The sequence below is a fragment of the Streptomyces spinosisporus genome (assembly GCF_022698145.1).
Taxonomy (GTDB): domain Bacteria; phylum Actinomycetota; class Actinomycetes; order Streptomycetales; family Streptomycetaceae; genus Streptomyces; species Streptomyces spinosisporus.
Genome location: NZ_JALDAX010000025.1, coordinates 66,923 through 93,649 on the forward strand (window position 1 = coordinate 66,923; position 26,727 = coordinate 93,649).

Annotated in this window: 22 protein-coding genes; 13 read left to right on the top strand and 9 right to left on the bottom strand. The window is 72.5% G+C overall.

Going from position 1 to position 26,727, the window contains the following annotated elements; all coding sequences use genetic code 11:
- Positions 1-37: 37 nt before the first annotated feature.
- From mqnE to MQN93_RS39915, 5 genes are all read left to right on the top strand, one after another.
- Complete coding sequence (gene mqnE / locus MQN93_RS39895) at positions 38-1,201, top strand: aminofutalosine synthase MqnE (RefSeq protein ID WP_016437560.1); 1,164 nt, start codon at positions 38-40, stop codon at positions 1,199-1,201.
- Positions 1,202-1,232: 31 nt separating this feature from the next.
- On the top strand, positions 1,233-1,883 hold the full coding sequence (locus MQN93_RS39900; protein ID WP_242713345.1) for a UdgX family uracil-DNA binding protein: 651 nt from the start codon (positions 1,233-1,235) through the stop codon (positions 1,881-1,883).
- 20 nt (positions 1,884-1,903) lie between these two features.
- Positions 1,904-2,428, top strand: a complete 525-nt coding sequence (locus MQN93_RS39905) for a GNAT family N-acetyltransferase (protein ID WP_242713346.1) — start codon at positions 1,904-1,906, stop codon at positions 2,426-2,428.
- 75 nt (positions 2,429-2,503) lie between these two features.
- Positions 2,504-2,803, top strand: a complete 300-nt coding sequence (locus MQN93_RS39910; protein ID WP_016437563.1) for a DUF4229 domain-containing protein — start codon at positions 2,504-2,506, stop codon at positions 2,801-2,803.
- A 51-nt stretch (positions 2,804-2,854) separates the two neighbouring features.
- Positions 2,855-3,502, top strand: coding sequence for a TetR/AcrR family transcriptional regulator (locus MQN93_RS39915; protein WP_016437564.1), 648 nt, complete (start codon positions 2,855-2,857; stop codon positions 3,500-3,502).
- 29 nt (positions 3,503-3,531) lie between these two features.
- Here the strand turns inward: MQN93_RS39915 and MQN93_RS39920 are convergent, their stop codons facing one another.
- Entirely contained in the window at positions 3,532-4,368 is an 837-nt protein-coding gene (locus MQN93_RS39920; protein WP_242713347.1) for a MaoC/PaaZ C-terminal domain-containing protein, read from the bottom strand.
- 5 nt (positions 4,369-4,373) lie between these two features.
- Complete coding sequence (locus MQN93_RS39925) at positions 4,374-5,675, bottom strand: 3-oxoacyl-ACP reductase (protein ID WP_242713348.1); 1,302 nt, start codon at positions 5,673-5,675, stop codon at positions 4,374-4,376.
- A 337-nt stretch (positions 5,676-6,012) separates the two neighbouring features.
- Between MQN93_RS39925 and MQN93_RS39930 the strand changes: the two genes are divergently transcribed.
- Together MQN93_RS39930 and MQN93_RS39935 are read left to right on the top strand one after the other, a co-directional pair.
- On the top strand, positions 6,013-7,944 hold the full coding sequence (locus MQN93_RS39930) for an AMP-dependent synthetase/ligase (RefSeq protein WP_242713349.1): 1,932 nt from the start codon (positions 6,013-6,015) through the stop codon (positions 7,942-7,944).
- A 256-nt stretch (positions 7,945-8,200) separates the two neighbouring features.
- Complete coding sequence (locus MQN93_RS39935) at positions 8,201-10,117, top strand: AMP-dependent synthetase/ligase (protein WP_242713350.1); 1,917 nt, start codon at positions 8,201-8,203, stop codon at positions 10,115-10,117.
- Here the strand turns inward: MQN93_RS39935 and MQN93_RS39940 are convergent.
- Positions 10,071-11,003 (bottom strand): LysR family transcriptional regulator, encoded by a 933-nt coding sequence (locus tag MQN93_RS39940; protein ID WP_242713351.1) that lies wholly within the window; start codon positions 11,001-11,003, stop codon positions 10,071-10,073. The genes MQN93_RS39935 and MQN93_RS39940 overlap by 47 nt on opposite strands.
- A gap of 192 nt (positions 11,004-11,195) precedes the next feature.
- Between MQN93_RS39940 and MQN93_RS39945 the strand changes: the two genes are divergently transcribed.
- A complete protein-coding gene (locus MQN93_RS39945; protein WP_242713352.1) occupies positions 11,196-11,786 on the top strand; it encodes a DUF6817 domain-containing protein in 591 nt (196 codons plus the stop codon).
- Between the two features lie 22 nt (positions 11,787-11,808).
- Here the strand turns inward: MQN93_RS39945 and MQN93_RS39950 are convergent, their stop codons facing one another.
- Entirely contained in the window at positions 11,809-12,510 is a 702-nt protein-coding gene (locus MQN93_RS39950; RefSeq protein WP_242713353.1) for a class I SAM-dependent DNA methyltransferase, read from the bottom strand.
- A gap of 43 nt (positions 12,511-12,553) precedes the next feature.
- Positions 12,554-15,397 carry a helix-turn-helix transcriptional regulator gene (locus MQN93_RS39955; RefSeq protein ID WP_242713354.1) on the bottom strand — a complete coding sequence of 948 codons (2,844 nt, stop codon included), beginning with the start codon at positions 15,395-15,397 and terminating at the stop codon, positions 12,554-12,556.
- Between the two features lie 281 nt (positions 15,398-15,678).
- Here MQN93_RS39955 and MQN93_RS39960 point away from each other — a divergent pair, with 281 nt between their 5' ends.
- Complete coding sequence (locus MQN93_RS39960; RefSeq protein WP_242713355.1) at positions 15,679-16,401, top strand: hypothetical protein; 723 nt, start codon at positions 15,679-15,681, stop codon at positions 16,399-16,401.
- A gap of 36 nt (positions 16,402-16,437) precedes the next feature.
- Here the strand turns inward: MQN93_RS39960 and MQN93_RS39965 are convergent, their stop codons facing one another.
- Positions 16,438-16,758, bottom strand: coding sequence for an AzlD domain-containing protein (locus tag MQN93_RS39965; RefSeq protein WP_016437574.1), 321 nt, complete (start codon positions 16,756-16,758; stop codon positions 16,438-16,440).
- Entirely contained in the window at positions 16,755-17,453 is a 699-nt protein-coding gene (locus MQN93_RS39970) for an AzlC family ABC transporter permease (RefSeq protein ID WP_242713356.1), read from the bottom strand. The genes MQN93_RS39965 and MQN93_RS39970 overlap by 4 nt, the downstream gene beginning before the upstream one ends.
- Positions 17,454-17,521: 68 nt before the next feature.
- Here MQN93_RS39970 and MQN93_RS39975 point away from each other — a divergent pair, with 68 nt between their 5' ends.
- The gene (locus MQN93_RS39975; RefSeq protein ID WP_016437576.1) at positions 17,522-18,097 is read left to right on the top strand and encodes a helix-turn-helix domain-containing protein; all 576 of its coding nucleotides are present in this window, start codon (positions 17,522-17,524) and stop codon (positions 18,095-18,097) included.
- 118 nt (positions 18,098-18,215) lie between these two features.
- Here the strand turns inward: MQN93_RS39975 and MQN93_RS39980 are convergent, their stop codons facing one another.
- Positions 18,216-18,419 (bottom strand): cold-shock protein, encoded by a 204-nt coding sequence (locus tag MQN93_RS39980; protein WP_003992177.1) that lies wholly within the window; start codon positions 18,417-18,419, stop codon positions 18,216-18,218.
- Between the two features lie 305 nt (positions 18,420-18,724).
- Between MQN93_RS39980 and MQN93_RS39985 the strand changes: the two genes are divergently transcribed.
- Positions 18,725-19,573 (top strand): menaquinone biosynthetic enzyme MqnA/MqnD family protein, encoded by an 849-nt coding sequence (locus tag MQN93_RS39985; protein WP_016437577.1) that lies wholly within the window; start codon positions 18,725-18,727, stop codon positions 19,571-19,573.
- Positions 19,574-19,629: 56 nt separating this feature from the next.
- Positions 19,630-21,462 (top strand): serine/threonine-protein kinase, encoded by a 1,833-nt coding sequence (locus tag MQN93_RS39990; protein WP_242713357.1) that lies wholly within the window; start codon positions 19,630-19,632, stop codon positions 21,460-21,462.
- A gap of 9 nt (positions 21,463-21,471) precedes the next feature.
- Here the strand turns inward: MQN93_RS39990 and MQN93_RS39995 are convergent, their stop codons facing one another.
- Complete coding sequence (locus MQN93_RS39995; RefSeq protein ID WP_242713358.1) at positions 21,472-26,109, bottom strand: FtsK/SpoIIIE domain-containing protein; 4,638 nt, start codon at positions 26,107-26,109, stop codon at positions 21,472-21,474.
- Between the two features lie 319 nt (positions 26,110-26,428).
- Between MQN93_RS39995 and MQN93_RS40000 the strand changes: the two genes are divergently transcribed.
- Positions 26,429-26,727: WXG100 family type VII secretion target (locus MQN93_RS40000; protein WP_016437580.1), on the top strand; the 299-nt coding region annotated here is incomplete at its 3' end.

A 26,727-nucleotide genomic window follows, 5' to 3' on the forward strand; every position in this document is an offset into this window, starting at 1 on the left:
TGTCGTAGTCGTCGTGTCGTCGGTGAAAGGTGTGGGCATGGACGTCGGGCTCAAGCGTGAGCTGGAGGAGAAGGTGCGGGCGGGCGTGCGCCTGACCCGCGAGGACGGCATCGCGCTGTACGAGTCGGACGACCTGGCGTGGCTCGGCGGCCTCGCGCACGAGGTGCGCACCCGCAAGAACGGCGACGTGGTCCACTTCAACGTCAACCGCCACCTCAACATGACCAATGTGTGCACGGCGTCCTGCGCCTACTGCTCCTTCCAGCGCAAGCCGGGCGAGAAGGACGCGTACACGATGCGCATCGAGGAGGCGGTGAAGCTCGCCAAGGCGATGGAGGGCGAGAACCTCACCGAGCTGCACATCGTCAACGGCCTGCACCCGAACCTGCCGTGGCGCTACTACCCGCGCTCGCTGCGGGAGCTGAAGGCGGCCCTGCCGGACGTCTCGCTCAAGGCGTTCACGGCCACGGAGATCCACCACTTCGAGACGATCTCCGGTCTGTCCGCGTCCGAGATCCTCGACGAACTGATCGACGCGGGGCTCGAGTCGCTGACCGGCGGCGGCGCCGAGATCTTCGACTGGGAGGTCCGGCAGCACATCGTGGACCACCGCACCCACTGGGAGGACTGGTCCCGCATCCACCGCCTGGCGCACGAGAAGGGCCTGAAGACCCCGTGCACCATGCTCTACGGCCACATCGAGGAGCCGCGCCACCGCGTCGACCACGTGCTGCGCCTGCGTGAACTGCAGGACGAGACCGGCGGCTTCCAGGTCTTCATCCCGCTGCGCTACCAGCACGACTTCGTCGACATGAAGGACGGCAAGGTCAGGAACCGCCTGCAGGCCCGCACCCAGATGGCCACCGGCGCCGAGGCCCTGAAGACCTTCGCGGTCTCCCGGCTGCTCTTCGACAACGTCCCGCACGTGAAGGTCTTCTGGGTCATGCACGGCGTGCAGACCGCTCAGCTCGCCCTCCAGCACGGCGCCGACGACATGGACGGCTCGGTCGTCGAGTACAAGATCACGCACGACGCGGACAACTACGGCACCCCGAACAAGCTGACCCGCGAGGACCTCCTGGACCTGATCCGCGACGCCGGTTTCCGCCCGGTGGAGCGCAACACGCGCTACGAGATCATCCGCGAGTACGACGGCCCGGACCCGGCCCGCCGGGAGTCGCCGCAGCCGATGCGGGTGTGAGTCCTTCCGGGCGCGGGGGTACCCGGCGGGCGTGAGCCCCCGTACCACCGCGCCCGAGGACGCCTACACCGCCGAGCCCTACCTCCCGGACCGCGGCGGTCTGCCCGCACTCCGCGAGGCGGCCGCCGGCTGCCGTGGCTGTCCGCTGCACCGGGACGCCACGCAGACCGTCTTCGGCGAGGGCACCGCGAAGGCCCGCGTGATGCTCGTCGGCGAGCAGCCCGGCGACCAGGAGGACCGGCAGGGCAAGCCGTTCGTGGGCCCGGCCGGCAAGCTCCTGCACCGCGCCCTCGCGGAAGCCGGCATCGATCCGGCCGAGGCGTACGTCACCAACGCGGTCAAGCACTTCAAGTTCACCTGGGACGAGCCGCGCAAGCGCCGTATCCACAAGGCGCCCACGCTCCGGGAGGCGGCGGCGTGCGGGCCGTGGCTCGCGGCCGAGCCGGCGGCCGTCGAGCCCGAGCTGATCGTGGTGCTCGGGGCGACCGCCGGGAAGGCCCTGCTCGGCTCGTCGTTCCGGGTCACGCAGGTGCGCGGCACCGTGCTGGAGGAGGAGATCCACGGGCACGCGGAGCGGCTCGTGCCGACTGTGCACCCCTCGTCCGTGCTGCGGGCGGACGACCGGGAGGCGGCGTACCAGGGGCTCGTCTCGGATCTCGAGGTGGCGGCACGTCTGCTGTAGGTAATGAGTACTATGGCCGCGTGTCCCTTACTTTCACTCTTGACCCCGCCGTCACTCCCGCCCTGCGCGACGGGATTCTCGGGCTGTGGGCGGATGTCTCCAACGCGGGCGGCTCGGTGGGCTTCGTGCCACCGGTCACCGCCGAGGACATACGGCCCGAGCTGGTGAAGCACCTCGTCGGCATGGCCGAGGGGCGGACCCGGCTGCTGGTCGGCCTCGACGCCTCCGGCGAGGTCGCGGCCACCGCCTTCTTCAGCTTCAACACCCACCGGCTGATGAAGCACTGGGTGTGGCTCTACACGGTGATGGTGCACACCCGGCACCAGGGCAGGGGATACGGGCGGGATCTGCTTGCCGCCGCCGAGGAGGCGGCCCGCGGCTTCGACGGCATCGAGGCGATCCGGCTGACCTGCCGCGGCGGCAACGGCCTGGAGCGGTTCTACGGCTCCTGCGGCTACAAGGAGGTCGGGCGGGTGCCCGGCGCCATCCGCGTCGCCCCCGGCGACGACCGCGACGACGTCTTCATGCTGCTGCCCCTCGGCTGACCCCCGTCGAAGATCGCACATCCGGCGTGCTTCACTGGACGGTGCCCCTTTTTGGAACCGGAAGAGTGGATTGACATGCTCCGCTACACGCTGATGCGCCTCGGGATCTTCGCAGGCTGCCTCGTGGTCGTCTGGGGCCTCGTCTACTCCGGCATCGTCCCGCGCGGGCTCGGCAACTCCAACGGCATGTGGGTCGTCCTGCTGTCCCTGGTGATCTCGGCCCCGATCAGCTTCGTGGTGCTGCGCAAGGAGCGGGACCGCGCCTCGGTCCAGGTCGTGCGCAGGGTCGACCGGATGAAGGCCAACCTGGACGCCAACCGCAGCCAGGAGGACGGCGCGGACGACGCGACGCGGGCGCAGGGCCAGACCTCGTAGACGTCACGCAAGCGGGGTCCGGGACCGGGCCGCCCAATTACTCTTGCCCCCATGGGTGCCGTGAAGACCAAGCGGATGCCGCGGGCGGTCCGTGAGCAGCAGATGCTGGACGCCGCCGTGCAGACGTTCGGGCAGCGTGGGTACATGGCCGCGTCGATGGACGAGATCGCCGAACTGGCGGGTGTGTCCAAGCCGTTGGTCTATCTGTATCTGAACTCCAAGGAAGACCTGTTCACCGCCTGCATCCGGCGTGAGGCGCAGGCACTCGTGCAGGCGGTCCGGGCCGGTGTCCGCTCCGATCTGCCCGCCGACCGCCAACTCTGGGAGGGGCTGGGGGCGTTCTTCACGCACACGGCGCAGAACCCGGACGGCTGGGCGGTGCTGCACCTCCAGGCCCGTACGCGCGAACCGTTCGCGGCCGAGGTCACCGCGATGCGCGAGGAGATCGTCGCGTTCGTCACCCAGCTCATCGTCGTCGCGGCCAGGGAGGCCCACCGCGACCCCGACCTCGCCGAACGCGAGGTCGCCGGGCTCGCCGAGGCCCTGGTCGGCGCCGCCGAGTCCCTCGCCGCCTGGGCCAACGCCACCCCCGGCACCACGGCCCGCCAGGCCGCGGCCACCCTCATGAACTTCGCCTGGGCGGGCCTGGGCAACCTCATGGAAGGGCGGCCCTGGACCCCTCCGCCCTCGGAGAACTGACGCCCGCCTCGACGGTGTGCCCGCAGGGGCTACGGCACCAGGTCCTCCACGACTCCGCTCACATGCACGCGCTCGCCGCCGCGCAGCTCGAACCGGCCACCCTCAGCCGCGTACGTCACCGTCCCCGGCAGCAGCACCGGCGCCCTGAACTGCGCCTGGACACGGGTGCGTTCGGGGGCGCCGTGGGCGGCCAGACAGCGGGCGGCGGTCCACATGCCGTGGGCGATGGCGCGAGGGAAGCCGAAGAGGCGGGCGGTGAGCGGGTGCAGATGGATGGGGTTGCGGTCGCCGGACGCGGCACCGTACCGGCGGCCGACGTCGCCGGCCAGCCGCCATTCGGCCACCGCGGGCAGCGGAGGACGGTCGTCCTTGGGAGTCTCGCCCTTCTGCTGGGTGCGGTGCCGGGCCAGATAGGTGCTGCGCGACTCCCACACCACGTCCTGCCCGGACCGCATTTCGGTGATCACGGACGCCTCGGTGCCCCGCCGGTGCGGCTCAAGACCGCCCACGTGCACGGCGAGTTCGTACTCCCCGGTGGCCGTCAGGGACCGCCGCCGGGTGATCTCGATCGACGTGTGCACGAGCCCGAGCAGCGGCAGCGGAAAGCCCCGGTCGCTCATCAGCCGCATGGCCAGCGGGAAGCCCAGCACATGCGGATACGTCAGCGGCAGCGCGTCGTCGCCGGTCGCGAAGCCGCACACCCGCTCGTAGGCGGCCAGCCGTGCCAGGTCGATGCGCAGTCCGCGCAGGACGAGCCGGTCACGGGGGAAGTCGGCGTCCGGGCGCGGGTGTTTGAAGGGCGAGAGCAGGGCGCCGCGGGCGAGCAGCGGCGCGAGCGCGGGGGAGGCGGGCAGCACGACGGACATCGCGTTCACGCTCCCAGCAGGCTCTGGCCGCAGACCCGGACCACCTGGCCGTTGACCCCGCCCGAGGCCGGGTGGGCGAGCCAGGCCGTGGTCTCGGCGACGTCGGCCGGAAGTCCGCCCTGCGCAAGGGAGTTCATCCGCCGTCCCGCCTCCCGGATGAACAGCGGGACCGCCGCCGTCATCTTCGTCTCGATGAAGCCCGGCGCGACCGCGTTGACCGTCACCCCGTGCTCGGCGAGCGCGCGCGGCGCGAGAGCGCGGACCAGCCCCACGACGCCGGCCTTGCTCGCGCCGTAGTTCGTCTGCCCGGCGTTCCCGGCGAGGCCCGCGATCGAGGCGGTCGCGACGATCCGACCGCCCCGTGCGACCGCCCCGGCCGCGAGCAGCGCGTCCGTCGTGCGCAGCACGCTCGCGAGGTTGACCTCCAGGACCGGACTCCAGCGCTCGGCGGGCATGTTGACCAGACGGCGGTCACGCGTGATGCCCGCGTTGTGGACCAGCACGTCCAGGCCGTCCGGGAGCGCGGCGGCGATCCGCTCGCCCGCGTCGGCGGCGGTGATGTCGAGCGCGAGGGCGGTGCCGCCGAGCCGTTCGGCCACCCGCCGTGCGTCCTGCTCGGCCTGCGGCACGTCGAGTACGACGACCCGGGCGCCGTCCCTGGCCAGCGTCTCGGCGACCGCTTCGCCGATGCCGCGGGCGCCCCCGGTGACCAGGGCGGTGCGCCCGGCGAGGGGACGGTGCCAGTCGACGGCGGCCTCCTCGGCCCGTACGGTCTCGATCACCTGCCCGTCGACGTAGGCGGACTTGGGGGAGAGCAGGAAGCGCAGGGCCGACTCGGCGGAGCGGGCGTCCGTCAGGCGCAGCAGGTTCACCGTCCGGCCGCGCCCGATCTCCTTGCCGAGCGAGCGCACGAACCCCTCCAACGCCTGCTGCACGGCGGCCTGGTGGTGGTCGCCCGCATCGAGGGGCGAGCCCAGCACGACGATCCGGCCGCTGCTCGCGACGGACCGCACCACGGGGTGCAGCGCGGCGTGCACCTCGGCGAGCCCGTCGACGTCGCGCACCCCGGTGGCGTCGAGGACCACGGCCGCGACGGGCCCGCCGGTGCCGTCGGGCAGCCCGGTGCGGGCGAGGGCCGGCGCGAGATCGAGGTCCGTCTTGCCCGCGGTGAGGTGCAGCAGCCCGCCGTCCAGCGAGGGCCGCTCGGGCGACCAGCGCCGCAGCTCGGCGGGCTGGGGCAGGCCGAGTCTGCGGGTCAGGAAGCGGCCGGGTGCGGTGCCGGCGAAGCGCAGGTAGCGGTCGGCCATGTCCATAACTCCCCATGCGGATGCTCTTCTTACTCCGGAGTCAGGTTACCGGAGGTAATAGCTGAGGGAAGGGGGCTGCGAGGGGGACGATGAAGGGTGCGGCGGGAGTGTGGCGGGAGCGCGGCGGGAGGAGCCGAAAGTTGAAAAATGTTCACCATACCGCCCGGTAGGGCGTTATCGGCAAGAAAAGCGACGAGATTGCACATCCCCGATCCATCCCCGTCGCCGTACACTCGTCGAACCCTCACCGCCTCATCACGAACGCGCCGTACGATCTCCTCCCCGACCTGCGGCAAGTCCCCCGCAGGGCAACTCCGTTGAAGCGCTGGAGTCGCCCGTGTCCACCTCGCGCCCGTCCGCCGACGCCGCGGTTCACGCCACGGCGCTCGACGGCACGCCGGTCCTCGTGGAGCCCGTGATCCAGCGGCTGGGCGGGGAGGTGCGCGAGGCCTACGTACCGCCCTTCGTCCCGCCGGTGCGGCACGGCTCACTCGCCGACCTGCCGTTCGACAACGCGCGCACCGCCCCCGACGACCAGGTCCTCAGCCGCCGCACCGACACCGGCCGCTGGGAGCACGTCACCGCGGCCGGGTTCGCCGAGGAGGTGCTGGCGGCGGCGAAGGGGCTGATCGCCGAGGGGCTGACCCCGGGGGACCGGATCGCCGTCATGGCCCGGACCGTCTACGAGTGGACGCTGCTGGACTTCGCCGCCTGGGCCTGCGGTCTGGTCACCGTCCCGATCTACCCCACCTCCTCCGCCTTCCAGACCCGCTGGATCCTCCAGGACTCCGGCGCCGTCGCGCTCGTCACCGAGACCGCGGCGCAGGCGGCCGCGCTGGGCCCGGAACTCGACCGGGTGCCGGACCTGAGGCACCTGTGGGTCATCGAGAAGGGCCATGTGGAGCGCCTGGCGGAGCGCGGCGGGCGCATACGCGACCAGGAAGTGGACGTACGGCGCGGGATGCTCGGCCCCGACACCCTCGCCACCATCGTCTACACCTCGGGCACCACCGGCCGCCCCAAGGGCTGCGCGATCACCCACGGCAACTTCTTCGCCGAGATCGACAACGCGATCGAGCTCCTCTACCCGGTGTTCCGCCAGCGGACCAGCGAAGAGGCGGCGGTGCTGCACTTCCTGCCGATGTCGCACATCTTCGGCCGCATGGTGGCGGTCGCCTGCATCCGCGCCCGGGTGCGGCTCGGACACGCCCCGAGCCTGAAGCCGGAGGAACTGCTGCCCGCGCTGGCCAGTTTCCGGCCGACCTGTCTCATCGCGATTCCGTACATGCTGGAGAAGGTGTTCAACGCGGCCCGCGCGAAGGCCGAGACCGGCGGCCGGGCCGGCGCCTTCGACCGCGCGGTGGGCGTGGCCGTGCGCCACGGGGAGGCCGTCGAGGCCCGGCACGCCGGCACCGGCGCGGGCCCGCGCACCGTCCTCAAGGCGGCCCGCGCCTTCTACGACCCCCTGGTCTACCGCCGCATCCGCAACGCCATGGGCGGCAGGGTCCGCTACATGATCTCCGGCGGCTCCCCGCTCGGCCGCCGCCTCGCCGCGTTCTACGCCGGGGCCGGCATCGAGATCTACGAGGGCTACGGCCTCACGGAGACGACCGGCGCGTCCACCGTGACCCCGCCCCTCAAACCCCGCCTCGGCTCGGTCGGCTGGCCCCTGCCCGGCACGAAGGTCCGGATCGCGGCCGACGGCGAGGTCCTGCTCAGCGGCGGGCATGTGCTGCGCGGCTACTGGGACCCGAACGCGGGCGGGGTGACCCCGGCGACCGTCGACGGCTGGCTCGCCACCGGCGATCTCGGCCGGCTCGACGAGGAGGGGTACCTCTACATCACCGGCCGCAAGAAGGAGATGCTGATCACGGCGGGCGGCAAGAGCGTCGCCCCGGCCCCGCTGGAGAATTGGCTCCGCGCCCACCCCCTCATCTCCCAGGTCATGGTCGTCGGCGACGCCCGCCCCTACGTCGCCGCCCTCATCACCCTCGACATGGACGGCGTCAGCCACTGGCGCCGCATGCACGGCAAGCACCCGGTCCCGGTGGGACTCCTGGTCGACGACGAGGAGTTGCGGGCGGTGCTGCAGCGGGCCGTGGACGAGGCGAACAAACTGGTCTCCCGCCCGGAGTCGATCCGCCGCTTCACCGTCGTCCCCCATGACTTCACGGAAGAGGCGGGCTACCTGACCCCCTCCCTGAAACTGAAACGAGACGCCATCACCAGGGACTTCGCGGACTGGATCGACCAGCTCTACGTCTCATAAGGGCGCCTGCAACTGCTTTTGAGGGGCGCGGGGAACTGCGCGACCAGCCACGACGCACCCGCAGCCAAACACAAACCGATCCCGCCCCATACCGTCCCCGAACATGCACATCCCCCACATGCCGGCTACGTAAGATCACCGCTCTAACCCCCGGTAACCCCACCCCGCCCCCGCGGAGCGGCTGAACCACTCGGCCTGCACTGCACGTACCTGAACAGCAGAGCAGAACCCCGAGCTGCACGTCCCAGGAGCTGCCATGTCCGTGTCCGTGCCCTACCCGTCCGCGTCCGACTACGACGGCGTACCCCAGCTGGTGCGGCCCGAGATCCGGCGCCTGGGCGGAGAGGTGCGGGAGACATCGGTTCCGCCGCTCGTCCCGCCGCCCGTCCACGGCTCGCTCGCCGACCTGCCGTTCGACAACGCGGACGCGGACCCCGCATCCCGGGTCCTCAGCCGCCGCAGGGGCGACGGCGACTGGGTGGACGTGACGGCGGCGGAGTTCGCGCAGCAGGTGCAGGCCCTGGCGAGGGGCCTGATCTCGGAGGGCCTGGTCCCCGGCGACCGTATCGCCGTCATGGCCCGGACCATCTACGAGTGGACGCTCCTGGACTTCGCCGCGTGGGCCGCGGGCCTGGTCACCGTGCCGATCTACCCCACGTCCTCCGTCTACCAGACCCGGTGGATCCTCCAGGACTCCGGTGCGGTGGCCCTGGTGACGGAGACCGCCGCCCAGGCATCGGCGCTCGGACCGGAGCTGAGCCGGCTGCCGGATCTGCGGCACCTGTGGATCGTGGAGAAGGACCACCTCGACCGGCTCGCCGAGCTCGGGCATCAGGTCCCCGACCAGGAAGTCGCCGTACGCCGCGGGATGCTGGTCCCCGACACGCTCGCCACCGTCATCTACACCTCGGGCACCACCGGCCGCCCCAAGGGCTGTGTGCTCACGCACGGCAACTTCATCGCCGAGGTCGACAACGCGATCGAACTGCTCTACCCCATCTTCAAGTCGAAGGCGGACGACCCCTCCACGCTGCTCTTCCTGCCCATGTCGCACGTCTTCGGGCGCATGGTGGCGATCGCCTGCATCCGGGCCCGGGTCCGCCTCGGCCATGCCGCGAGCCTGGACGGGAACAGCCTGCTGGCCGACCTCGCCGCCTTCCGGCCGACCTTCCTGCTGTGCATCCCGTACATGCTGGAGAAGGTCTACAACAACGCGCGCGCCAAGGCGGAGAGCGGCGGGCGGGCCGCCGTCTTCGACCGCGCGGCGAGCACCGCCGTCCGCTACGGCGAGGCGCTGGAGGCCCGGCACGCGGGCACCGGCTCCGGCCCGGGCGCCGCGCTGAAGGCGGCCCGCGCCCTCTACGACACCCTGGTCTACCGCCGGATCCGCAACGCCATGGGCGGCCGGATCCGCCACATCATCTCCGGCGGCTCCCCCCTCGGCCGCCGCCTCGCGGCCTTCTACGCGGGCGCGGGCATGGAGGTCTACGAGGGCTACGGCCTCACCGAGACGACCGGCGCGGCCACCGTGACACCCCCGCTCAAACCCCGTCTGGGCACGGTCGGCTGGCCCCTGCCCGGCACGAAGGTCCGGATCGCGGCCGACGGCGAGATCCTGCTGAACGGCGGTCAGGTCTTCCGCGGCTACTGGGACCCGCAGGGCGGCGGGGTGATCCCGTCGTCGGCGGACGGCTGGTTCCCCACCGGTGACATCGGGCACCTGGACGACGAGGGCTACCTCACCATCACCGGCCGCAAGAAGGAGATCATCATCACCGCGGGCGGCAAGAACACGGCCCCCGCGCCGCTGGAGAACTGGCTGCGCTCGCACCCCCTGATCTCCCAGTGCATGGTGGTGGGTGACCGCCGCCCCTACATCGCCGCGCTCATCACCCTCGACATGGAGGGCGTCGGCCACTGGCGCCGCATGCACGGCAAGCACCCCGTGCCCGCGGAACTCCTGGTCGACGACGAGGAGTTGAGGGCGGTGCTGCAGCGGGCCGTGGACGAGGCGAACAAGCTGGTCTCCCGCCCCGAGTCGATCCGCCGCTTCGCCATCGTCCCCCAGGACTTCACGGAAGAGGCGGGCCACCTGACCCCGTCCATGAAGCTGCGCCGCGAGGCGGTCATGCGGGACTACGCGGCAGAGGTGGAGAGCCTGTACGACCGCTGAGCCCCTGCCGGTGCTCCACGACGGTGTCCGCGAACGCCCGCGCCGCCGGACTGAGCGCGTCCCAGCGGCGCACGGCCCAGCCGACGGGCAGCGGGCGGAGCAGGGGGACGGGGATCAACCGCAGGGCACCTTCCCCCGGCACCGCCAGCCCTGGCAGCGCCGGGATCACCGCCCGCCCGACCCCCAGTTCGGCCAGCAGCAGCGCCGTGTCCCAGTCGGCGACGCTCGTGTCGTACCCGAAGCGGACCCCGAGCTCCGCGCAGGCGGCGTCCAGCTGGGCGGCGGAGGCGGAGTTCGGCGGCAGGCGGATGAGGCGTACGCCGGCCAGCTCGTGCGGGTCGACGGACGGGCGGTCGGCCAGCGCGTCGTCGGCCCGTACCGCGAGCACCCAGGGGAGTTCCACCACCGCCCGCTGCTCGATGCCCCGCACCGGCGGGCCGAGGGTGATCCACGCCAGGTCGAGCACCCCGTCGGTCAGCGCGTCGAAGCTGCCGCGGCCCGAACTGACCGTACGGAACTCCAGGTTGACGTGCGGATGCCGGCGCCGGAACTCCACCACCGCGTCCGACATGAAGTGCCGTACGGTCGTCGCGCCCGTCGCCACCCGCACCTGCCCGCTCGCGCCCTCGACGAGATCCCGCAGTTGCCGCAGGGCCAGATCGAGCCCGGAGAGCCCTTCGGCCGCCGCGGCCTCCAGCACCCGCCCGGCCCCGGTGGGCACGACCCCGCGCGACTGCCGCTCCAGCAGCGCCACGCCCGTCTCCCGCTCCAGCCGCTTCACATGCTGGCTCACCGCCGACTGGGTGCAGTCGAGCTCCCTGGCCACCGCACTGAGGCTGCCGGCCCGGCACACCGCCACGAACACCCGCAGGTCGTCAAGGGTCACGAACCCCAAGCTAACACTTGGGTCCGGCCACACATCCCAAGGATTGACTGCATCCGGCGACCGTACGACGATCCCTTTCAGGGCCCGAGGGCGGCAACCCGCTCCCACCCACGCCGGGATCCGGACCCGTGCGGGGGAGCGAGCGGGTGCCGACCCGGACGTCGAAAGGGTCCGGTTGTCGAGGGGCCCCAGATGTCGAAGGGCCCTGTGCGCCGAAGGGATGCCGTCGTGCCGAGGACGCCCGACCACCACCAAGCCACCGCCCTCATGCGGGACTTGGGCGCCGGCAGCCTTCCGCACCCGGGCGGGACGCTGCTCGCGCACCTCGACCGCGTGGGCGACCGGCTCGCCGCCTGGGGCGCGCGGCCGGCGCTGCAACGCGCCGGACTCACCCATGCCGCCTACGGCACCGACGGCTTCCCGACCGCCCTGCTCCCCCTCGACCGGCGGACCGAACTCGCCGCCGTGATCGGCCCCGAGAGCGAGGAGATCGTCTACCTCTACGCCAGTTGCGACCGCCGGGCCTCCTACCCCGGCCTCGCTGTCCCGGACGGCCTCTTCCACGACCGCTTCACGGGCCGGACCCTCACCCCGGCCACCCCTCTGCGCCGGGACTTCGCCGAACTCACCGTCGCGAACGAACTCGACCTGGCCCACCGCAGCCGCGACTTCCGTACCCGGTGGGGCCCCGAACTCCTCGCCCTTTTCAGCGGCTTCCGGGTCCTGCTGAGCGAGCCCGCCTGGCAGGACTGCCTCGCCGTGCTCGGACCCGGGCGCGACTGAGGCCTGCTGTCCGGTCAGCCGGTCAGCCGGTCGACTCGCCCGGCCGTGCGGCCGTCACCGGTTTGCGAGCCAGCAGATACGCCTGCGGGGTCGGCTCGCCGAGGTCCTCGTCCGGCTCCCGGACCGTCCGTGAGCCGAGCGCGAACCCCGCCTCGGTCAACAGGTCCGCCAGGTCGTCCGGTTGGCGGCGCAGGAAGGTCAGCGACACGTCGTGGCCGAAGGGGCGGTCGTGGCGGCGGTGCGGGCCGCCGGTCTGGAAGGCGAGCAGGACGTGGCCGCCGGGCGCGAGGGCCCGGTGGAACTCGGTGAAGAGCGCGGGCAGTTCGTCCACAGGGGTGTGGATGGTCGAGTACCACGAGACGATCCCGGCAAGACCCCCGTCGGGGACGTCCAGGTCGAGCATCGAGCCCTGCTCGAACCGCAGATCCGGGTTCTCCCGCCGGGCCACGGCCAGCATCGACTCCGACAGGTCGAGGCCGTAGACCCGCAGGCCGAGCGAGGCGAGGTGCGCGGTGCTGCGGCCCGGACCGCATCCCACGTCGGCCACCGTCCCCTCGCCGCCCACGAGTTCGGCGAAGGCGGCGAGTATCGCCCGGTCCAGCGGCGTGGCCGCGTGCCGGCCCTCGAACAGGGCGGCGTAGTCCTCGGCGATGGCGTCGTAGAACACGCGGGTGCTGGTCAGGAAGTCGCTGCCGGGCTCGCTGCCGGTCTCGGAAACGGTCATGGTCGAAACCGTAGCGACCACCACTGACAACCGGCCCGCTCGCTCACTCCAGCAGGTCCGCGGCCGTCAGCAGACGCGTCAGATCCGTCCGCGAGCGCACCTGCAACTTGCGGTAGATCCGGGTGAGATGGGCCTCCACGGTCTTGCGCGACACGAACAGCGACGCCGCCGCCTCCGTGTTGTTCAGCCCCCGTGCCACCGCCCGGGACACCTGGAACTCCTGCGGGGTGAGCCGGTCCAGGACGCCGCCCATCGCCGGCCCGGACGCCGGCATCCCGCCGAAGGCGGCCAGTTCGGCCGCGGCGCGGCGCGCCCAGGGCACCGCGCCGAGGCGCTCGAAGCACGCCAGCGCGTCGGTCAGCGGTGCGCGGGCCGCCGCCGGGTGGCGGTGCCGCCGTAGCACCTCCGCCTCGCACAACCGGGTGCGGGCGCGGTCGAAGGGGCCCGTGGTGCGCCGGTGCGCGGCCAGCGCCCGCTCGAAGCAGGCCTCCGCCTCCTCCGGCGTGTCCGCCAACAGCCCCCGGCAGCGGGCCGCGGCGGCCAGCGACGACGCCAGACCCGTCGCCTGCGCCCGCTCCTCCAGCCGGTCCAGCACCTCGGCGGCCCGCGCGGTGTTCCCGGCCCGCAGATGCGCCTCCGCGAGGTCGGCGGCGAAGGGCACGGCCTCCGGGTTGCCGATGCCCTGCGCCTGCGCGAGCGCCGAGGTCTGCTCCAACTGGTCGACGGCCGCCTCGTAGTCGCCGTGCGCGAACGCCGCCAGACCCAGCGCGGCCGTCATGTGGAACTCCTGGCAGCCGATGCCGTACGTGCCGCACTCGCGCCGGGCGCGGGCGACATGGTCCTCGCACTCCACGCGGTCCCCGCGCAGGGCGTCCAGCCGCGCCAGGCAGTACAGCGTGTAGCTGATGCTGGTGCGCTGCCCCAGCTCCTCGGCCCAGCGCAGCGCCTCGGTCGCGTCGCCGCAGGCCGAGGCCCACTGGCCGATGCGGGTCTCCAGTTCGGCGCGTACGGCGAGGGTGAAGCCCAGGACGCCGACCGCGCCGTGCCGGCGCGCGGAGTCGACGGCCGTGTTGAGCAGACGGCGGCCGCGGGCGTACTCCTCGACCCGGCTCCAGGCCTGACCGGCGACGGCGTACACCTGCTGGTCGCGTACGACGTCGCCGCCGGTGCCGTGCCGGTCGGCGGCCGTCAGCATGGCCACGCCCTCGGTGGTGCGGCCGGCCAGGACGAGGGAGGCGCCGAGGACGGTGAGGCTGTACCAGCGGTCGCGGCCCGTCTCGGAGGAGAGCGCGAGGGACTGCTCCGCCACCCGGACGGCCGCCGGGACGTTGCCGTCGAGCCGGGCCGGCACCACCGCCTCGGCCAGCAGGGCGCAGGCCCGCGGCGGATCACTGGCGCGTACGGCGTCCGCGGCGTCCACGAGCAGCGCGTGGGCCCGCGCGGGCTCGCCCTTCCAGGTGTACATACGGCCGAGAAGCGCCTCGATGTCGGCGCGCATGGCGGGGTCGGGCGTGATGCGGAGCGCCTCCTCGCACCACTGCGGGCCCGAGGGCGAACCGCTCAACAGGGCGTCGGAGGCGGCGTGGTGGAGACGGCCCGCGCGGACGGCCGGGTCCGGGGTCAGCTCGGCCGCGCGCCGCCAGGCCAGCGCGGACTCCTGGAAGGCGTTGCGCCGCCTGCCCTCCTCGGCGGCCTCGGCGAGCGCGGCCGCCGCCCGCTCGTCGGGACCGGCGCTGGCGGCCGCCAGATACCAGGCGTGCAGCGGGCCGGTGCTCACCGAGGCGAGGGCGCGGAACGCCGCGAAGCGGTGGGCCAGGGGAGCGCGTCCGAGGATGAGGGGCCGGAGCACCGGGTGGTGGAAGTCGAGGCCGTCGGCGGTCGACCTGATCAGCCCGTCCTGCTCGGCGGGCGCCAGCGCCTCCAGCGTGAGGCCGACCGCCTCCAGCGCCTTGCGCAGTGCGCCCGCCTCCCCCGACCTGCTGGCGGCGAGCATCACCAGGGCCCGGCGGGCCGGGTCCGGAAGGCCGTCGATCCGGGCCGACCAGGCGCGCTCCAGGGACAGGCCCAGCGAGGGCGGATCGAGCAGGGGCTGCTCGCCGCGCGCCTGCTCCGGCGTCAGACCGGCCGCGATCTCGTGCAGGGCCAGGGGGTTTCCGCCACCGATCCGGACGAGTTCGGCGAGCACGGCGGGGGCCGTCTCGTGACCCGCCGCACGCAGCAGCGCGGCGCACTCGTCGGGCGCGAGGCCGCCCAACCGGACGGTGGGCACGGTGTGGTGCGTGCCCGACTCGCCGTGGTCCTCGCGCGAGCACAGGGCGAGCGCGATCCGCTCCCCGGCCAGCCGCCGCGCGATGAACAGCAGCACGCGCTGGGAGGAGGGGTCCACCCAGTGCAGGTCGTCGACGAGGACGACCACGGGATGCTCCTCGCCGACGGCCGCGAGCACGTTCAGAGCACCCAGGCAGGCGGCGTAGGGATTGCCGCGGGCCTGGTCGGTGCCGCCGCCGGACAGTGCGAGACACGCCTCCAGCGCGGCCCGCTGCGCCCCCGGGAGTTCCCTGAAACGGGAGGAAAGCGGCATGAGGAGATCGCCCAGCGTGGCGAAGGGCAGGACGGTCTCGGTCTCGATGCCGCGGGCGCGCAGCAGTTGTGGTGCGTCCTCGGGCCGTACGTCCTGCTGAGCCTGTCGTGCCTGCTCGGCCGCATAGTCGAGCAGCGCCGTCTTGCCGATGCCGGGCTCGCCCCACAGCAGCAGGGCCGCCCCGCCGTCCCGGCCCGCCACCAGCAGGTCGTCCATCAGCCCGCGTTCCCGCTCCCGGCCCACCAGACGGGCCGAAGTCCGGGACGGGGCACTCCCGTCGCGCAGGTGCGCAGGTCCCCCGTGCATCGTCACTCCTCGGCGGTGTGCCCGCCCGCGCCCTCATGATGCTCCTCGCCGACGCCGTCGAGAAAGGGGATACGTCCCGAAGTACGCCACCGGACGGGGCCGGACGCAGACGTAGGGACTTCCCCGACGCGCCCCGGCGCACCGGGGACTTGACTGGCTGCCCGTACAGACCGCCGGCGCGCTCCGCACGGACCGCCGGGGAAGCGGTTCGCGGACAAGGGGGACGGTCGATGCCGCCATTCGCGGGAACCGATCAGAGGCTCGACTCGGTTGAGATCAAGGTGACGTTCCCGGGGGCCGGCGCGGCTGCCGCGATCCGGGCGCTGGCGCCGGATCAGGACGGGGGACTCCGGCGCCACGTCTACTTCTGTGAAGCCCTCGCCCGCTCCCGTGCGCCAGGGCAACTGCCGCTGCTGGATGCGGGGGTGATCCTGCGGCTGCGGTCGGGGAGCGGGCGAGCCGCGGACGTCACGGCGCGGCTGCGGCCCTGCCGCAGGTCGCGGCTGACCGACCGCTGGCTGGACTTCCGCGAGCAGGGACCGCACGCGTTCCGCCTGGACGGTCACTGGTCCGGCGAGAACAGGTCCCTCGCCGCCTCCCTCGTCTCCACCTGTTCCGGCGCGGCGATCGAGGCGGTGGCATCCGGCACCGCCCCGCTCGCCCCGGTCTTCTCCGACTGCCAGCGCACCTTCCTCGCCCAGTGCGCGGACGTGCCCGTCCGCTTCGACGCGCTGCGCCTGCTCGGCCCCGTCCACAGCGTGCGCTGGAGCGCCGTACGCCTCGACCACCACGAGGTCGCCCTGGAGCACTGGACCCTGCCCGCCACACCCGGCACCGACGCCCCCCTCGACTGGCTGGAGGTCTCCGAACGCGTCCCGCCCCAGGGCGCCGAACTCGTCCAGGCCTCCCTCACCTCCCTCCTGCGCACCCACGGCCTCGACCCGCCCCCGGGACAGCACACGAAGACGCGGGGCGCGCTCGAGGCCCTGGCGCGCGGCACGTGAAGAAGCAGCGCACGACCGGAATTCGCGGTACGACCGTCAAGCCGCCCCCGGCACCACCGCCCGCAGCACAGCGGTAGTCACCGCCGCCCCCAGCACCACCACCACGAACGGCGCCCGTCGCCATGCCAGGGCGGCCGCCACCAGTACGCCGCCCGGTCGGGCCCAGCCGGCGAAGGTGCCGTTCTCCGTCAGGGCTCCCGTCGCCAGCAGGGCGGCGAGCAGGACGACCGCGCCGGCCGCCGCGAGATCGTGGACCCGTTGCGGCAGCCGCACCCGGCCGTGCAGCGCCGGGCCCACCAGACGGAAGGCGTACGTCCCGGCGGCCAGGGCCAGGATCAGCGCGACCGTCGCGTTCATGCGGGCGCCTCCTTCCGCCCGTACAGCGCCAGACCCGCGAGCGCCAGCAGCACCGGTACGCCCGCCGGGACGGCCGGGGTCACCGCCAGGGCCAGTGCGGCGCCGAGCAGGGCGCACCGGCGTACCCGCGCGTCCGTGCGCAGTGCGGGCAGGACCAGCGCCACGAGGACGGCGGGAAAGGCCGCGTCCAGGCCGTACCGCGCCGTGTCCCCGAGGGCACCCCCGGCCAGCGCGCCCGCCAGGACCCCGACGTTCCATACGGCGAACAGGCCGAGCCCGGAGATCCAGAACGCCGCCCGGCGCCGTAGCGGATCGCTCTGGGCGAGCGTGAAGGCGACCGTCTCGTCGGTCACCAGGTGCGCGCCGAGCAGCCGCGCCGCCCACCCCCGCCCGATCACGTCCGCGACGGCGAGGCCGAAGGCGGCCGTGCGGGTGTTGAGCAGCAGCCCCGTGGCCGCGGCGGCCAGCGGGCCGCCCCCGGCCAGCAGCACGCCGACCGCGCTGAACTGGGCCGATCCCGCGTACACCAGGAGCGACATCACCACCGGCACCCACACCGGCAGCCCGCCGGCGACGGAGATCGCGCCGAAGGAGACGCCCACGATCCCGCTGGCGAGCCAGACGAGTGAACTGTCGCGGACGAGGTCTCTTCGCGGGGCCGGGAACACCGGGCTTGTTCGTTGCAGCGAACGCATGTTTTCTACAATGAACAGCAGCCGCAGTGTTCGTCAAGGCGAACAGTCATACCGATGGAGCGAACGACATGCCCGACGCGCCCGCGCCCCCGCCCTCCCGGCTCCCCCTCGGCTGGATCGCCGCGGCCCTGCGCCGCGAGCGCACCCGGGCCGGCCTCACCCTTTCGGAGCTGGCCAAACGGGCCGGAATCGCGAAATCCACGCTGTCCCAGCTGGAGGCGGCCGGCGGCAACCCGAGCATGGAGACGATCTGGGCGCTGGCGGTGGCGCTCGGTGTGCCGTTCGGCGCGCTGGTGGAGCCGCCGACGTCGACCGTGCGGGTGATCCGGGCCGACGAGGGCCCGACCGTGCGCTCCGAGCAGTCCAGCTTCACGGCCTCACTGCTGTCCGCCGGTCCGCAGGGCGCCCGGCGCGACATCTACCGCGTCCGACTGGAGCCCGGCACCGTACGCGACTCCAAGCCGCACATTCCGGGAACCGTGGAGCACCTCGTGGTCGGCGCCGGGCGGGTGAAGGCCGGGCCGACCGGGGAACAGGCGGAGCTGGCGGCGGGGGACTACATGGCCTACCCCGGGGATGTGCCGCACTCGTACGAGGCGCTGGCGCCCGGGACGGCGTTCGTGCTGATCATGCAGCACGTGTGACGCGCGCGAGCGGGCCGGGCGCGTGAAAAGGCAGGAGCCCCGCCGCCTTGCGGCGCGGGGCTCCTTGGGTACTGCTCTCAGTTCCGGATCAAAGCACCAGGCTCCGAGGACCGAATGATCAGACGGGGGTGACGTTCTCCGCCTGCGGGCCCTTCGGGCCCTGGGTCACGTCGAAGGAGACCTGCTGGTTCTCCTCCAGCGAGCGGAAGCCGCTCGCGTTGATCGCGGAGTAGTGAACGAAGACGTCGGGGCCGCCGCCTTCCTGGGCGATGAAACCAAAGCCCTTTTCGGCGTTGAACCACTTCACGGTTCCGGTAGCCATAAGCCCTCCTTGGGCCCAAAGGGTCGCCCTGCTCCAGAACCTGCAAGTGTGAAACTGTGCCGCACAACTGCATACGTCTGAAAACGACTAGAGCCCGCGGTTACATGCTCCGCAGGCTCTGTACTGCAAGGGAAACCAAACTGCAACTTGCGGCGAGCCTAGCACGCGGGCAGCCGAAAGCAATAGAGGTCAAGATCACGTCACCCAGATGTTTGAAAGGGGCGGGTGAGGTTGACGAGGCGACGGTGGCGGCTTGGCGCCACCCTGAACGAAGCACCGTACCCCATAGGGTCTAGTCTCGCGATGTGGACAATTCTCGCACCCGGCCGCGCGTCGGTCACATTCAGTTCCTGAACTGCCTGCCTCTGTACTGGGGGCTCGCGAGAACGGGCACGCTTCTCGACTTCGAGCTCACCAAGGACACCCCCGACAAGCTCAACGAGAAGCTGGTGCAGGGCGACCTCGACATCGGGCCCATCACCCTGGTCGAGTTCCTCAAGCACGCGGACGACCTGGTCGCCTTCCCGGACATCGCGGTGGGCTGCGACGGCCCGGTGATGTCCTGCGTGATCGTCTCGCAGGTCCCCCTCGACCAGCTGGACGGCGCACGGGTCGCCCTCGGCTCGACCTCGCGCACCTCCGTCCGCCTCGCCCAGCTGCTGCTGGCCGAGCGCCACGGCGTCCAGCCCGACTACTACACCTGCCCGCCCGACCTCAGCCTGATGATGCAGGAGGCGGAGGCCGGCGTGCTCATCGGGGACGCGGCCCTGCGCGCGAACCTGCTGGACGGACCGCGCTACGGGCTCCAGGTGCACGACCTCGGTGCCATGTGGAAGGAGTGGACCGGGCTGCCGTTCGTCTTCGCCGTCTGGGCCGCCCGCCGCGACTACCTCCAGCGCGAGCCGGAGATCACCCGCAAGGTCCACGAGGCCTTCCTCGCCTCCCGCAACCTCTCCCTGGAGGAGGTCGGCAAGGTCGCCGAGCAGGCGGCCCGCTGGGAGGCCTTCGACGAGAAGGTCCTGGAGCAGTACTTCACGACCCTGGACTTCCGCTTCGGCGGGCCCCAGCTCGACGCGGTCGCCGAGTTCGCCCGGCGCGTCGGGCCGACCACGGGCTTCCCGGCGGACGTGCAGGTGGATCTGCTGCAGCCCTAAGCCGTACGGGAACGGCGCACTACCCTTTTCTCGTGTTACGGGGGAGGGGTGACGCCATGCAGCCACTGGGAGCCGACGAGCCCACCGCCGTGGGGCCCTACCGGCTGCTCGGCCGGCTGGGCTCCGGCGGCATGGGCCGTGTCTATCTCGGCCGCAGCGCGGGAGGCCGTACGGTCGCGGTCAAGATCGTGCATCCGCACTTCGCGCTCGACGAGGAGTTCCGCGCCCGCTTCCGCCGCGAGGTCGAGGCGGCGCGGAGGGTCGGCGGCGCCTGGACCGCGCCGGTCCTCGACGCCGACCCGGCCGCCTCGGTGCCCTGGGTCGCGACGGCGTACGCGGCGGGCCCGTCACTCGCGGCGGCCGTCACCGACGGCGGTCCGCTGCCCGCCCATTCCGTACGCGTGCTGGGTGCGGGCCTGGCCGAAGCGCTGGCGGCGGTGCACGAACTGGGCCTGGTGCACCGTGATGTGAAGCCCTCCAACGTCCTGCTCACCCTGGACGGCCCGCTCCTGATCGACTTCGGGATCGCCCGCGCCACGGACGGTACGGCCTCCCTGACCTCCACCGGTGTGTCCATCGGCTCGCCCGGCTACATGTCCCCGGAGCAGATCCTCGGCAAGGGCGCGACCGGCGCCGCCGACGTCTTCTCGCTCGGCGCGGTGCTGGCGTACGCGGCGACCGGCGAGCCGCCCTTCCCGGGCGACTCCTCGGCGGCGCTGCTCTACAAGGTCGTCCACGAGGAGCCGGAACTCGGCCCGCTGGACGGGGAGTTGCGCCAGGTCGTGGAGGCCTGTCTGACCAAGGAGCCGGGTGCGCGCCCCGCGCCCGGTGACCTGGCCCGCCGCCTCGCCCCCGAGGGCGCGGCCCGGCTGGTGGCGGCCGGATGGCTGCCGGGGGCGCTGGTGGAGCAGGTGAGCCGGGGCGCCGTACAGCTGCTGAACCTGGAGGCGACGACGTCCGGCCAGGAGGCGGCGTCCGGGCCGGTGGGCTTCAGCAGTGTGTCGGTCGGGGACGGGGTGACGGCCGGAGGGGAGAGGGCCGGGCGTTCTACGGCTTCGACGGCGGGGGAGTTCGGACCGCCGCCGGTGATGCCGCCCTCGGCGCCCACGCCCCCGATGTCCCAGCCCTCGACGTCGGCGTCTTCCGGTTCCGTGCCCCAGGCGCCCGCGTCGTCGATGACCCCGCCCTCGACGCCCCCGCCGTCGGCCGGCGAACCGCGGGACGCGCCTCCCGGCAGGCTCTCCGTCTCCGTGGCCGCCTCGTCCGGGCCGGGTGACGGCGGGCGGGGGCGGCGGCTGAGCTGCACGGTGGCGCTCGCGGTCGCGGGGGCGCTGGCGGCGGTGACGGTGGGATCGGCCTTCCTCTTCGACCTGCTGCCCGGCACGGGGAACAGCGACAGGGACAGCAGTGCGGGCAGCGATCCCTCCGCGGCCGCCACACCGAGCGACGGCGCGAGCGGCACGGCGGACGGGAGCCCTAAGCCCAGCGCGAGCCCCAAGCCGAGCGGCAGCGCCGAGCCCACCGGCGGCACCGGCTCCGCCGTACCCGCCTCCTACCTCGGCACCTGGGAGGGGCAGGCGCTCGCCCTCGACGGCAACCTGCCCGTCGGCACCTTCCGGCTCACCGTCCACAAGGCCGACGTGGGCGAGGAGTTGGGCAGCCTGCGGCAGACCGACCAGCTCGGCGGCGTCTGCAACGACGTCCTCACCGTCAAGACCGTCACCGCCGAGCAGATCGTCGCCACCTCGGTCGGCGCGAAGTCCAACCACAGCGGCTGCAACCCCGCCCCCCACACCGTGCGGCTGTCGCACGTCGGCGACGACCTGAAGTACGTCTCCGACAGCGAGGCCGAGGGGAACCCGACGGCCCGGATGTCGAAGATCCAGTAGCGGGACCGCCTAGAGCGGCGTGGTGACCGTGACGTGCTCTCCCGTGCCCAGGTGGAGCATGCCCTTGCCCGGGGTGATCGGGCCGCCGACCATGCTGCGGTTGGTGCGGATGCCGATGAGCTCGCCGGAGCCGGACTCCTGGGGCGAGAGCAGGATGCCGCGACGGGCCTTCTTGGCGTCGACCTGCCAGCCGGAGAAGCCCTCGCAGATCTCGTCCTCGTCACCCGCGATGACGACCGCGAGGCCCTCCTCGGTGCCGCGTTCGACGATGCGCTTGAAGACGTCCTCCGCGTCGCAGTCGTCGAGGACCTCGGCGTCGTCGACCAGGACCACGACCGGGTCCTCCGGCTTGGCCGTGTCGACGAGTTCCGTCAGCTCGTCCTCATCCACGTCACGGCCCGTGAAGACCTTCAACACGCCGTCCTGGCCGTCGAGTTCACGCAGCGGCGACGGGCGGGGCGCCGCGACGACGAGGCGCACGCCCTTGGCGAGGTAGGAGCGGGCGAAGCTCAACAGCATCGTGGAGCGGCCCGATTTGGCCGGCCCGCCGATGACGAACGCCGGGACGCCCTGGGCCAGATCCGGTCCGAAGGCGGCCAGTTCGTCGCCACCGACACCCGCGAGCGCCCACAGCGGAGCGGACGTCGTCGCCGGGTCGCGCATCGCCCACGCGTCCTCGAAGGAGATACGGCTGGGCAGCACATCCACGCGGAAGGGGCGCAGCGCACGCGGCACGGAGGCGTCCCGGGCGGCCGCCGCCTCACCGATCGCGACCAGCGCGGCGTTCTGGCCCTGACCCGTGGTGTCCTCGGCGAGCAGCGCGAACTGCGTCTCCGCGGCGGTCTCGGCACGGAACGCGCGGCCCGGCGGGATCTCCTCGGGCACCTTGCGGGCGTTGATGTCCAGCATCGAGAAGTCGGCCCGGTCGGCAAGCCGCAGACCGTACTTGTCCTCGGTGAGGGAGGAGATGCGGCCCGCGAGGAGCTGGCGGTCACCGGTGATGACGACATGGATGCCGACGCTGGCGCCCTCGCGCATCATCGCCATGATCTGGTCGGTCAGATCACCGTGGTTGTGCTCGCCGAGCGTGGGCAGCCAGCCCTCCCAGCGGTCCAGCAGGACCACGATGTGCGGCAGCCGCTCCTCCGCCTCGACGGCGGCACGCTGCTCGCCGATATCCGCGAAACCGCGGTCGGCCAGCAGTTCCTGACGGCGGCTCAGCTCGCCGGAGAGCCGGCTGACCAGCCGCTCGACCCGCTCCAGCTGGTTGCGGCTGACGACCGCACCGCAGTGCGGCAGCCGGGTCACCGCGTTCAGGGCGCCGTTGCCGCAGTCGATGCCGTAGATGTGCACGTCCGCACAGGAGTTGGTGCGGGCCAGCGAGCCCGCGATGGTGCGCAGGACCTGCGAGCGGCCGGTGCGCGGGGCGCCGGCGAGGATGAGGTGGCCGAAGGTCGCGAAGTCGACGACCACCGGGCGGCGGGCCTGGTCGGCGGGCAGGTCCTCGATGCCGTACGGGGCGGCCGGCAGCGCACCCTGGCTCTGCGGGGCCGGGACCTCGTCCAGCAGCAGCGTCTCGTCCAGCGCGGGCAGCCACGGGGAGTGCTGCGCCGGGATGCCGAGGGCGGTGTTGGCCTCCCGTACGGCGTCGACCAGGACCTTCAGGTCGGTGATCTCGTCGTCCTCGCGCGCCTCGGACTTGGGCTTGGTGAGCGCGGCCCGGCCCAGGTCCTGCCAGGTGAGCGGACCGGCCCACGGCGCGAGTGTCGCCGGGTCGGCGGCGCCCGGGCGGCGTCCCCCGACGCGGCCCGACTGGAACGGGACCAGCGAGGCGTGTCCGAGGCGGACGTAGGCGCGGCCCGGGGTGCTCTTCGCGATGTGCCCGGCGTCGGGCGCGTCGATGACGTCGGTCGACTCACCGGCGTCGGTCACGCGCAGCGCGATACGGAGGTTGGTGTTGGCGCGGATCTCGGGGGAGACGACGCCGGACGGCCGCTGGGTGGCCAGCAGCAGATGGATGCCGAGCGAACGGCCACGCTGGGCGATGTTGACCAGACCCGTCACGAAGTCCGGCAGGTCGCGCACCATCGAGGCGAACTCGTCGATGACGATGAGGAGTCGGGGCACCGGCGGGTGCGAGGGGTCCCGCTTCACCAGGTCCTGGTAGTCCTCGATGTCCTTGGCGTCGGCGGCGGCGAGGATGTGCTCGCGCCGCTTCAGCTCCGCGCCCAGCGACTCCAGGGCCCGCTCGACGAGATGGGCGTCCAGGTCGGTGACCATGCCGACGGTGTGCGGCAGCTTCACACAGTCCTTGAACGCCGAGCCGCCCTTGTAGTCGACGAGGACGAACGTCATGTTCTCGGGCGTGTTCGCCACCGCGAGCGCCGCGACGATGGTCTGCAGCAGCTCCGACTTGCCGGAACCCGTCGTACCGGCGATCAGGCCGTGCGGCCCGTCCCGGCGCAGGTCGATGCCGAACGCGCCGTCGTAGGACTCACCGATGACGGCCATCGTCGACTGGCCGCCCATCCGCCACCGCGCCGCGATCGCGTCGCGCGTCGGCGGCTCCAGCTGGAGCACGTCGAGGAGCCGGCTGGCGGCGGGCAGTGCGGAGTCCTCGGTCTCGCCACTGATGTCGCGCAGCGGGGACAGCGAGCGGGCGAGCCGGGCGCACCAGGCCGGGGAGACGAAGTCGGGCCGTACGTTCTTCTTGCGCAGCGCACCGGTCTGCTCGACGCGCAGCCGCAACTCCGGGACGGCACGGGTGTGTTCGTCGGTCTGCTGGGCGGCGGGATGCCAGGCCTGGAAGGAGGGGAAGCCGCCGGCCGACTGCTGGGCGACGGAAACGGCGGACTTGCCGGCGTCGTTCGCGGGCCGCGGCTCGGCGACGACGAAGGCCTGGCACTCGCCGGGCAGGAAGCGTTCCTCCTCGTCCAGGCAGAGCGCGTAGATGGCGACCGCCGGACCCTCCCGCAGCAGTCGTACGACACCCGGCATGGACCGGAGCCGCCGCGAGCCGTCCCAGACGACGACGATGTCCGGGTCGGAGAAGACCGGTCCGTCGTTCTTGCCGCGCCCGCCCTGCTGCAGGGCCTTCTGCCGGGCGTCCAGCAGCTGCGTCAGCTCGCCGACGCGCGCGGCCACGGTCTCGGAGTCCGTGCCGATCAGGACGTTGACGTCCTGGCCGCTCGCCGGACGGGCGTGCGGCAGCCAGCGCACCCAGTCCCAGCGCCGGTCGGCCTCGTTGTCGGTCAGGACGTAGAACTGCACGTCCATCGGGCTGTGCAGGACGGCCGTCTGGGCGACGGCCCAGCGGCCGAGGGCGGGCGCGGAGTCACCGGGGCCCGCGACGCCGATGACGCCGAGTTCCCTGAGGGGCAGCGCCACCGGCGCGTCCTCGATGTACCAGCGGACCTTGCGCTTGTGCTCGTCCTGCTCGGGGTCGTCGAGCTCCACCTCGGAGGGAACACGGCCGGTGCCGAAGCGGAGGAGGAGGTGGTCGGCGTCGGTACGTCTGCGCTCCCACAGCCGGGTGCGCGGGCCGGTGGCGGTGGCGAGGACGGCGGCGGGGTCGGGGACGGCCTGCCGCCGGTCCGTCCGCTCGGTGACCAGCGCCTCCTGCGCGTCCTTCTCGATCCGCTCCTTGTGCTCCTGGTACTCCTTGCGCTGCTTGGCGTGCGACTTGCGGCCGTGCTTCTTGTCCATGAAGTAGTTGCCGAACAGCATGATCGGGCTCATCACGGCCATGATCAGGTAGTACCAGCGGTGGAACATGAACACGGACACCACGGCACCGACCAGCGGCAGCAGCGCCATCAGCCAGGGCAGCGGACGGGCCTCGTAGTCGCCGGGCGGGTTCGGCAGCGAGAAGGACGTCTGCCGCTCGGCGGGGCGCAGCCGCGGGGGCCGGTTGTAGTCGAGACCGGCGCCGTCGTCGGACCACTTGAGGGCGGCGTTGGGCGGGGCGTAGGGGGCGAGCTCCAACAGGGTGTTGCCGAGGGCGAGTTGGGCGCCCAGCGGCCAGTCGCCGCCGTCGAACTCCTCGCCGTCGAGACGGGGGGAGTCCTGTCGGCCGGAGTCCTGTCGGCCGGAGTCCCGTCGGCCGGAGTTCTTGCCGGTGTCCGCGGCGGTGCCTTCGCCGGTGTTCTCGATGCCGTGCAGGGCGACCTGGCAGGCGCCGTCGATGGCGATGGAGAGCGTGGCGGCGCGGGCGGGGAGTTCAGGGTCGTCGATACGGATGTGGTCGGCGGGGCCGTTGCCGATGTCGTACCGTCCCACCCCGAGCCGGTGCAGGGCGCCTGCCGCGGGCCCGCCCGCCACCCGGAGCTCCACGACGCCGGTGGGCTCACCGAGGATGCAGCCGACGGGGTCGTGCAGGCTGACGACGACGCCGTCCCGCAGGGGTGAGCCGACGACGGTGGCGGAGGGGTCGACGGCGTATCCGTCGATGTAGGCCAGGGGGGCGCCGGAGCCGCCGGCACCGCCGCGATGCGCGCCGATCGGAATGATCTGCGCACTGTCGCCCAGGCCGACGTGCCGTGCCAGCTCCTGGGCGATGTCACCGACCGTGGACTCCGGATCGGCATCGAGCACCACGTCGGCGCTGGCACCGCCGAGAGGGTCGACGACGGTCAGACTCAGGCGCACGCTACGTCCCCCAACACACCGAGACCACTGAAGGCAGTGGAACCACTGACCACGGCGGACCACTGACCACAGTGAGACCATGACCACTGACCACAGTGGGTTCATCCAACACAGTGAGAGTGACCTTAGCCGCCCATGCTTTCCCGGATGCAACGGGATGTGCGCCGGTTCACGATTCCCTCTCATGAGGGCCCTGTGGCCCCACGGGCCACACCCGTAAGATCTTTGCTCATGCGGACGGTCGTCGAACGGCCGTGAACCCGCACGAACAGCGCCACGGGGGAAGGCCCTGCGGCCACATGAACGGGAGGGAGCCGTCATGGCAGGCAAAGACACGGACCTTACATATGCCGAGATGGAAAAGGTCGCGGGTGACCTGATCAAGGACATGCACGACCTGGAAGACAAGATCAAGAACGTCGAGAAGCGCGTCAGCGCGCTGGTGGAGAACGGCTTCACCACCCAGAAGGCCTCCGGAGCCTACGACGACTCCATCAAGACCTTCACCAAGGGCGCGGCGAAGACCATCCAGGGCCTGCACGGCCTGTCCGACTTCCTGAAGAAGGCCAAGGAAGCGTACGAAAACCTGGACGAGCAGCTGGCGAAGCAGGCCAAGGG

Coding starts and splice junctions, on each gene's coding strand:
- MQN93_RS39980 (WP_003992177.1), bottom strand. CDS start 18,419: ATGGCTACCGGAACCGTGAAGTGGTTCAACGCCGAAAAGGGCTTTGGT.
- MQN93_RS39965 (WP_016437574.1), bottom strand. CDS start 16,758: ATGAACGCGACGGTCGCGCTGATCCTGGCCCTGGCCGCCGGGACGTAC.
- MQN93_RS39945 (WP_242713352.1), top strand. CDS start 11,196: ATGTCGAAGGGCCCTGTGCGCCGAAGGGATGCCGTCGTGCCGAGGACG.
- MQN93_RS39910 (WP_016437563.1), top strand. CDS start 2,504: ATGCTCCGCTACACGCTGATGCGCCTCGGGATCTTCGCAGGCTGCCTC.
- MQN93_RS39955 (WP_242713354.1), bottom strand. CDS start 15,397: ATGCACGGGGGACCTGCGCACCTGCGCGACGGGAGTGCCCCGTCCCGG.
- MQN93_RS39950 (WP_242713353.1), bottom strand. CDS start 12,510: ATGACCGTTTCCGAGACCGGCAGCGAGCCCGGCAGCGACTTCCTGACC.
- MQN93_RS39920 (WP_242713347.1), bottom strand. CDS start 4,368: ATGTCCGTCGTGCTGCCCGCCTCCCCCGCGCTCGCGCCGCTGCTCGCC.
- MQN93_RS39925 (WP_242713348.1), bottom strand. CDS start 5,675: ATGGCCGACCGCTACCTGCGCTTCGCCGGCACCGCACCCGGCCGCTTC.
- mqnE (WP_016437560.1), top strand. CDS start 38: ATGGACGTCGGGCTCAAGCGTGAGCTGGAGGAGAAGGTGCGGGCGGGC.
- MQN93_RS39990 (WP_242713357.1), top strand. CDS start 19,630: ATGCAGCCACTGGGAGCCGACGAGCCCACCGCCGTGGGGCCCTACCGG.
- MQN93_RS39970 (WP_242713356.1), bottom strand. CDS start 17,453: ATGCGTTCGCTGCAACGAACAAGCCCGGTGTTCCCGGCCCCGCGAAGA.
- MQN93_RS39915 (WP_016437564.1), top strand. CDS start 2,855: ATGGGTGCCGTGAAGACCAAGCGGATGCCGCGGGCGGTCCGTGAGCAG.
- MQN93_RS39935 (WP_242713350.1), top strand. CDS start 8,201: ATGTCCGTGTCCGTGCCCTACCCGTCCGCGTCCGACTACGACGGCGTA.
- MQN93_RS39975 (WP_016437576.1), top strand. CDS start 17,522: ATGCCCGACGCGCCCGCGCCCCCGCCCTCCCGGCTCCCCCTCGGCTGG.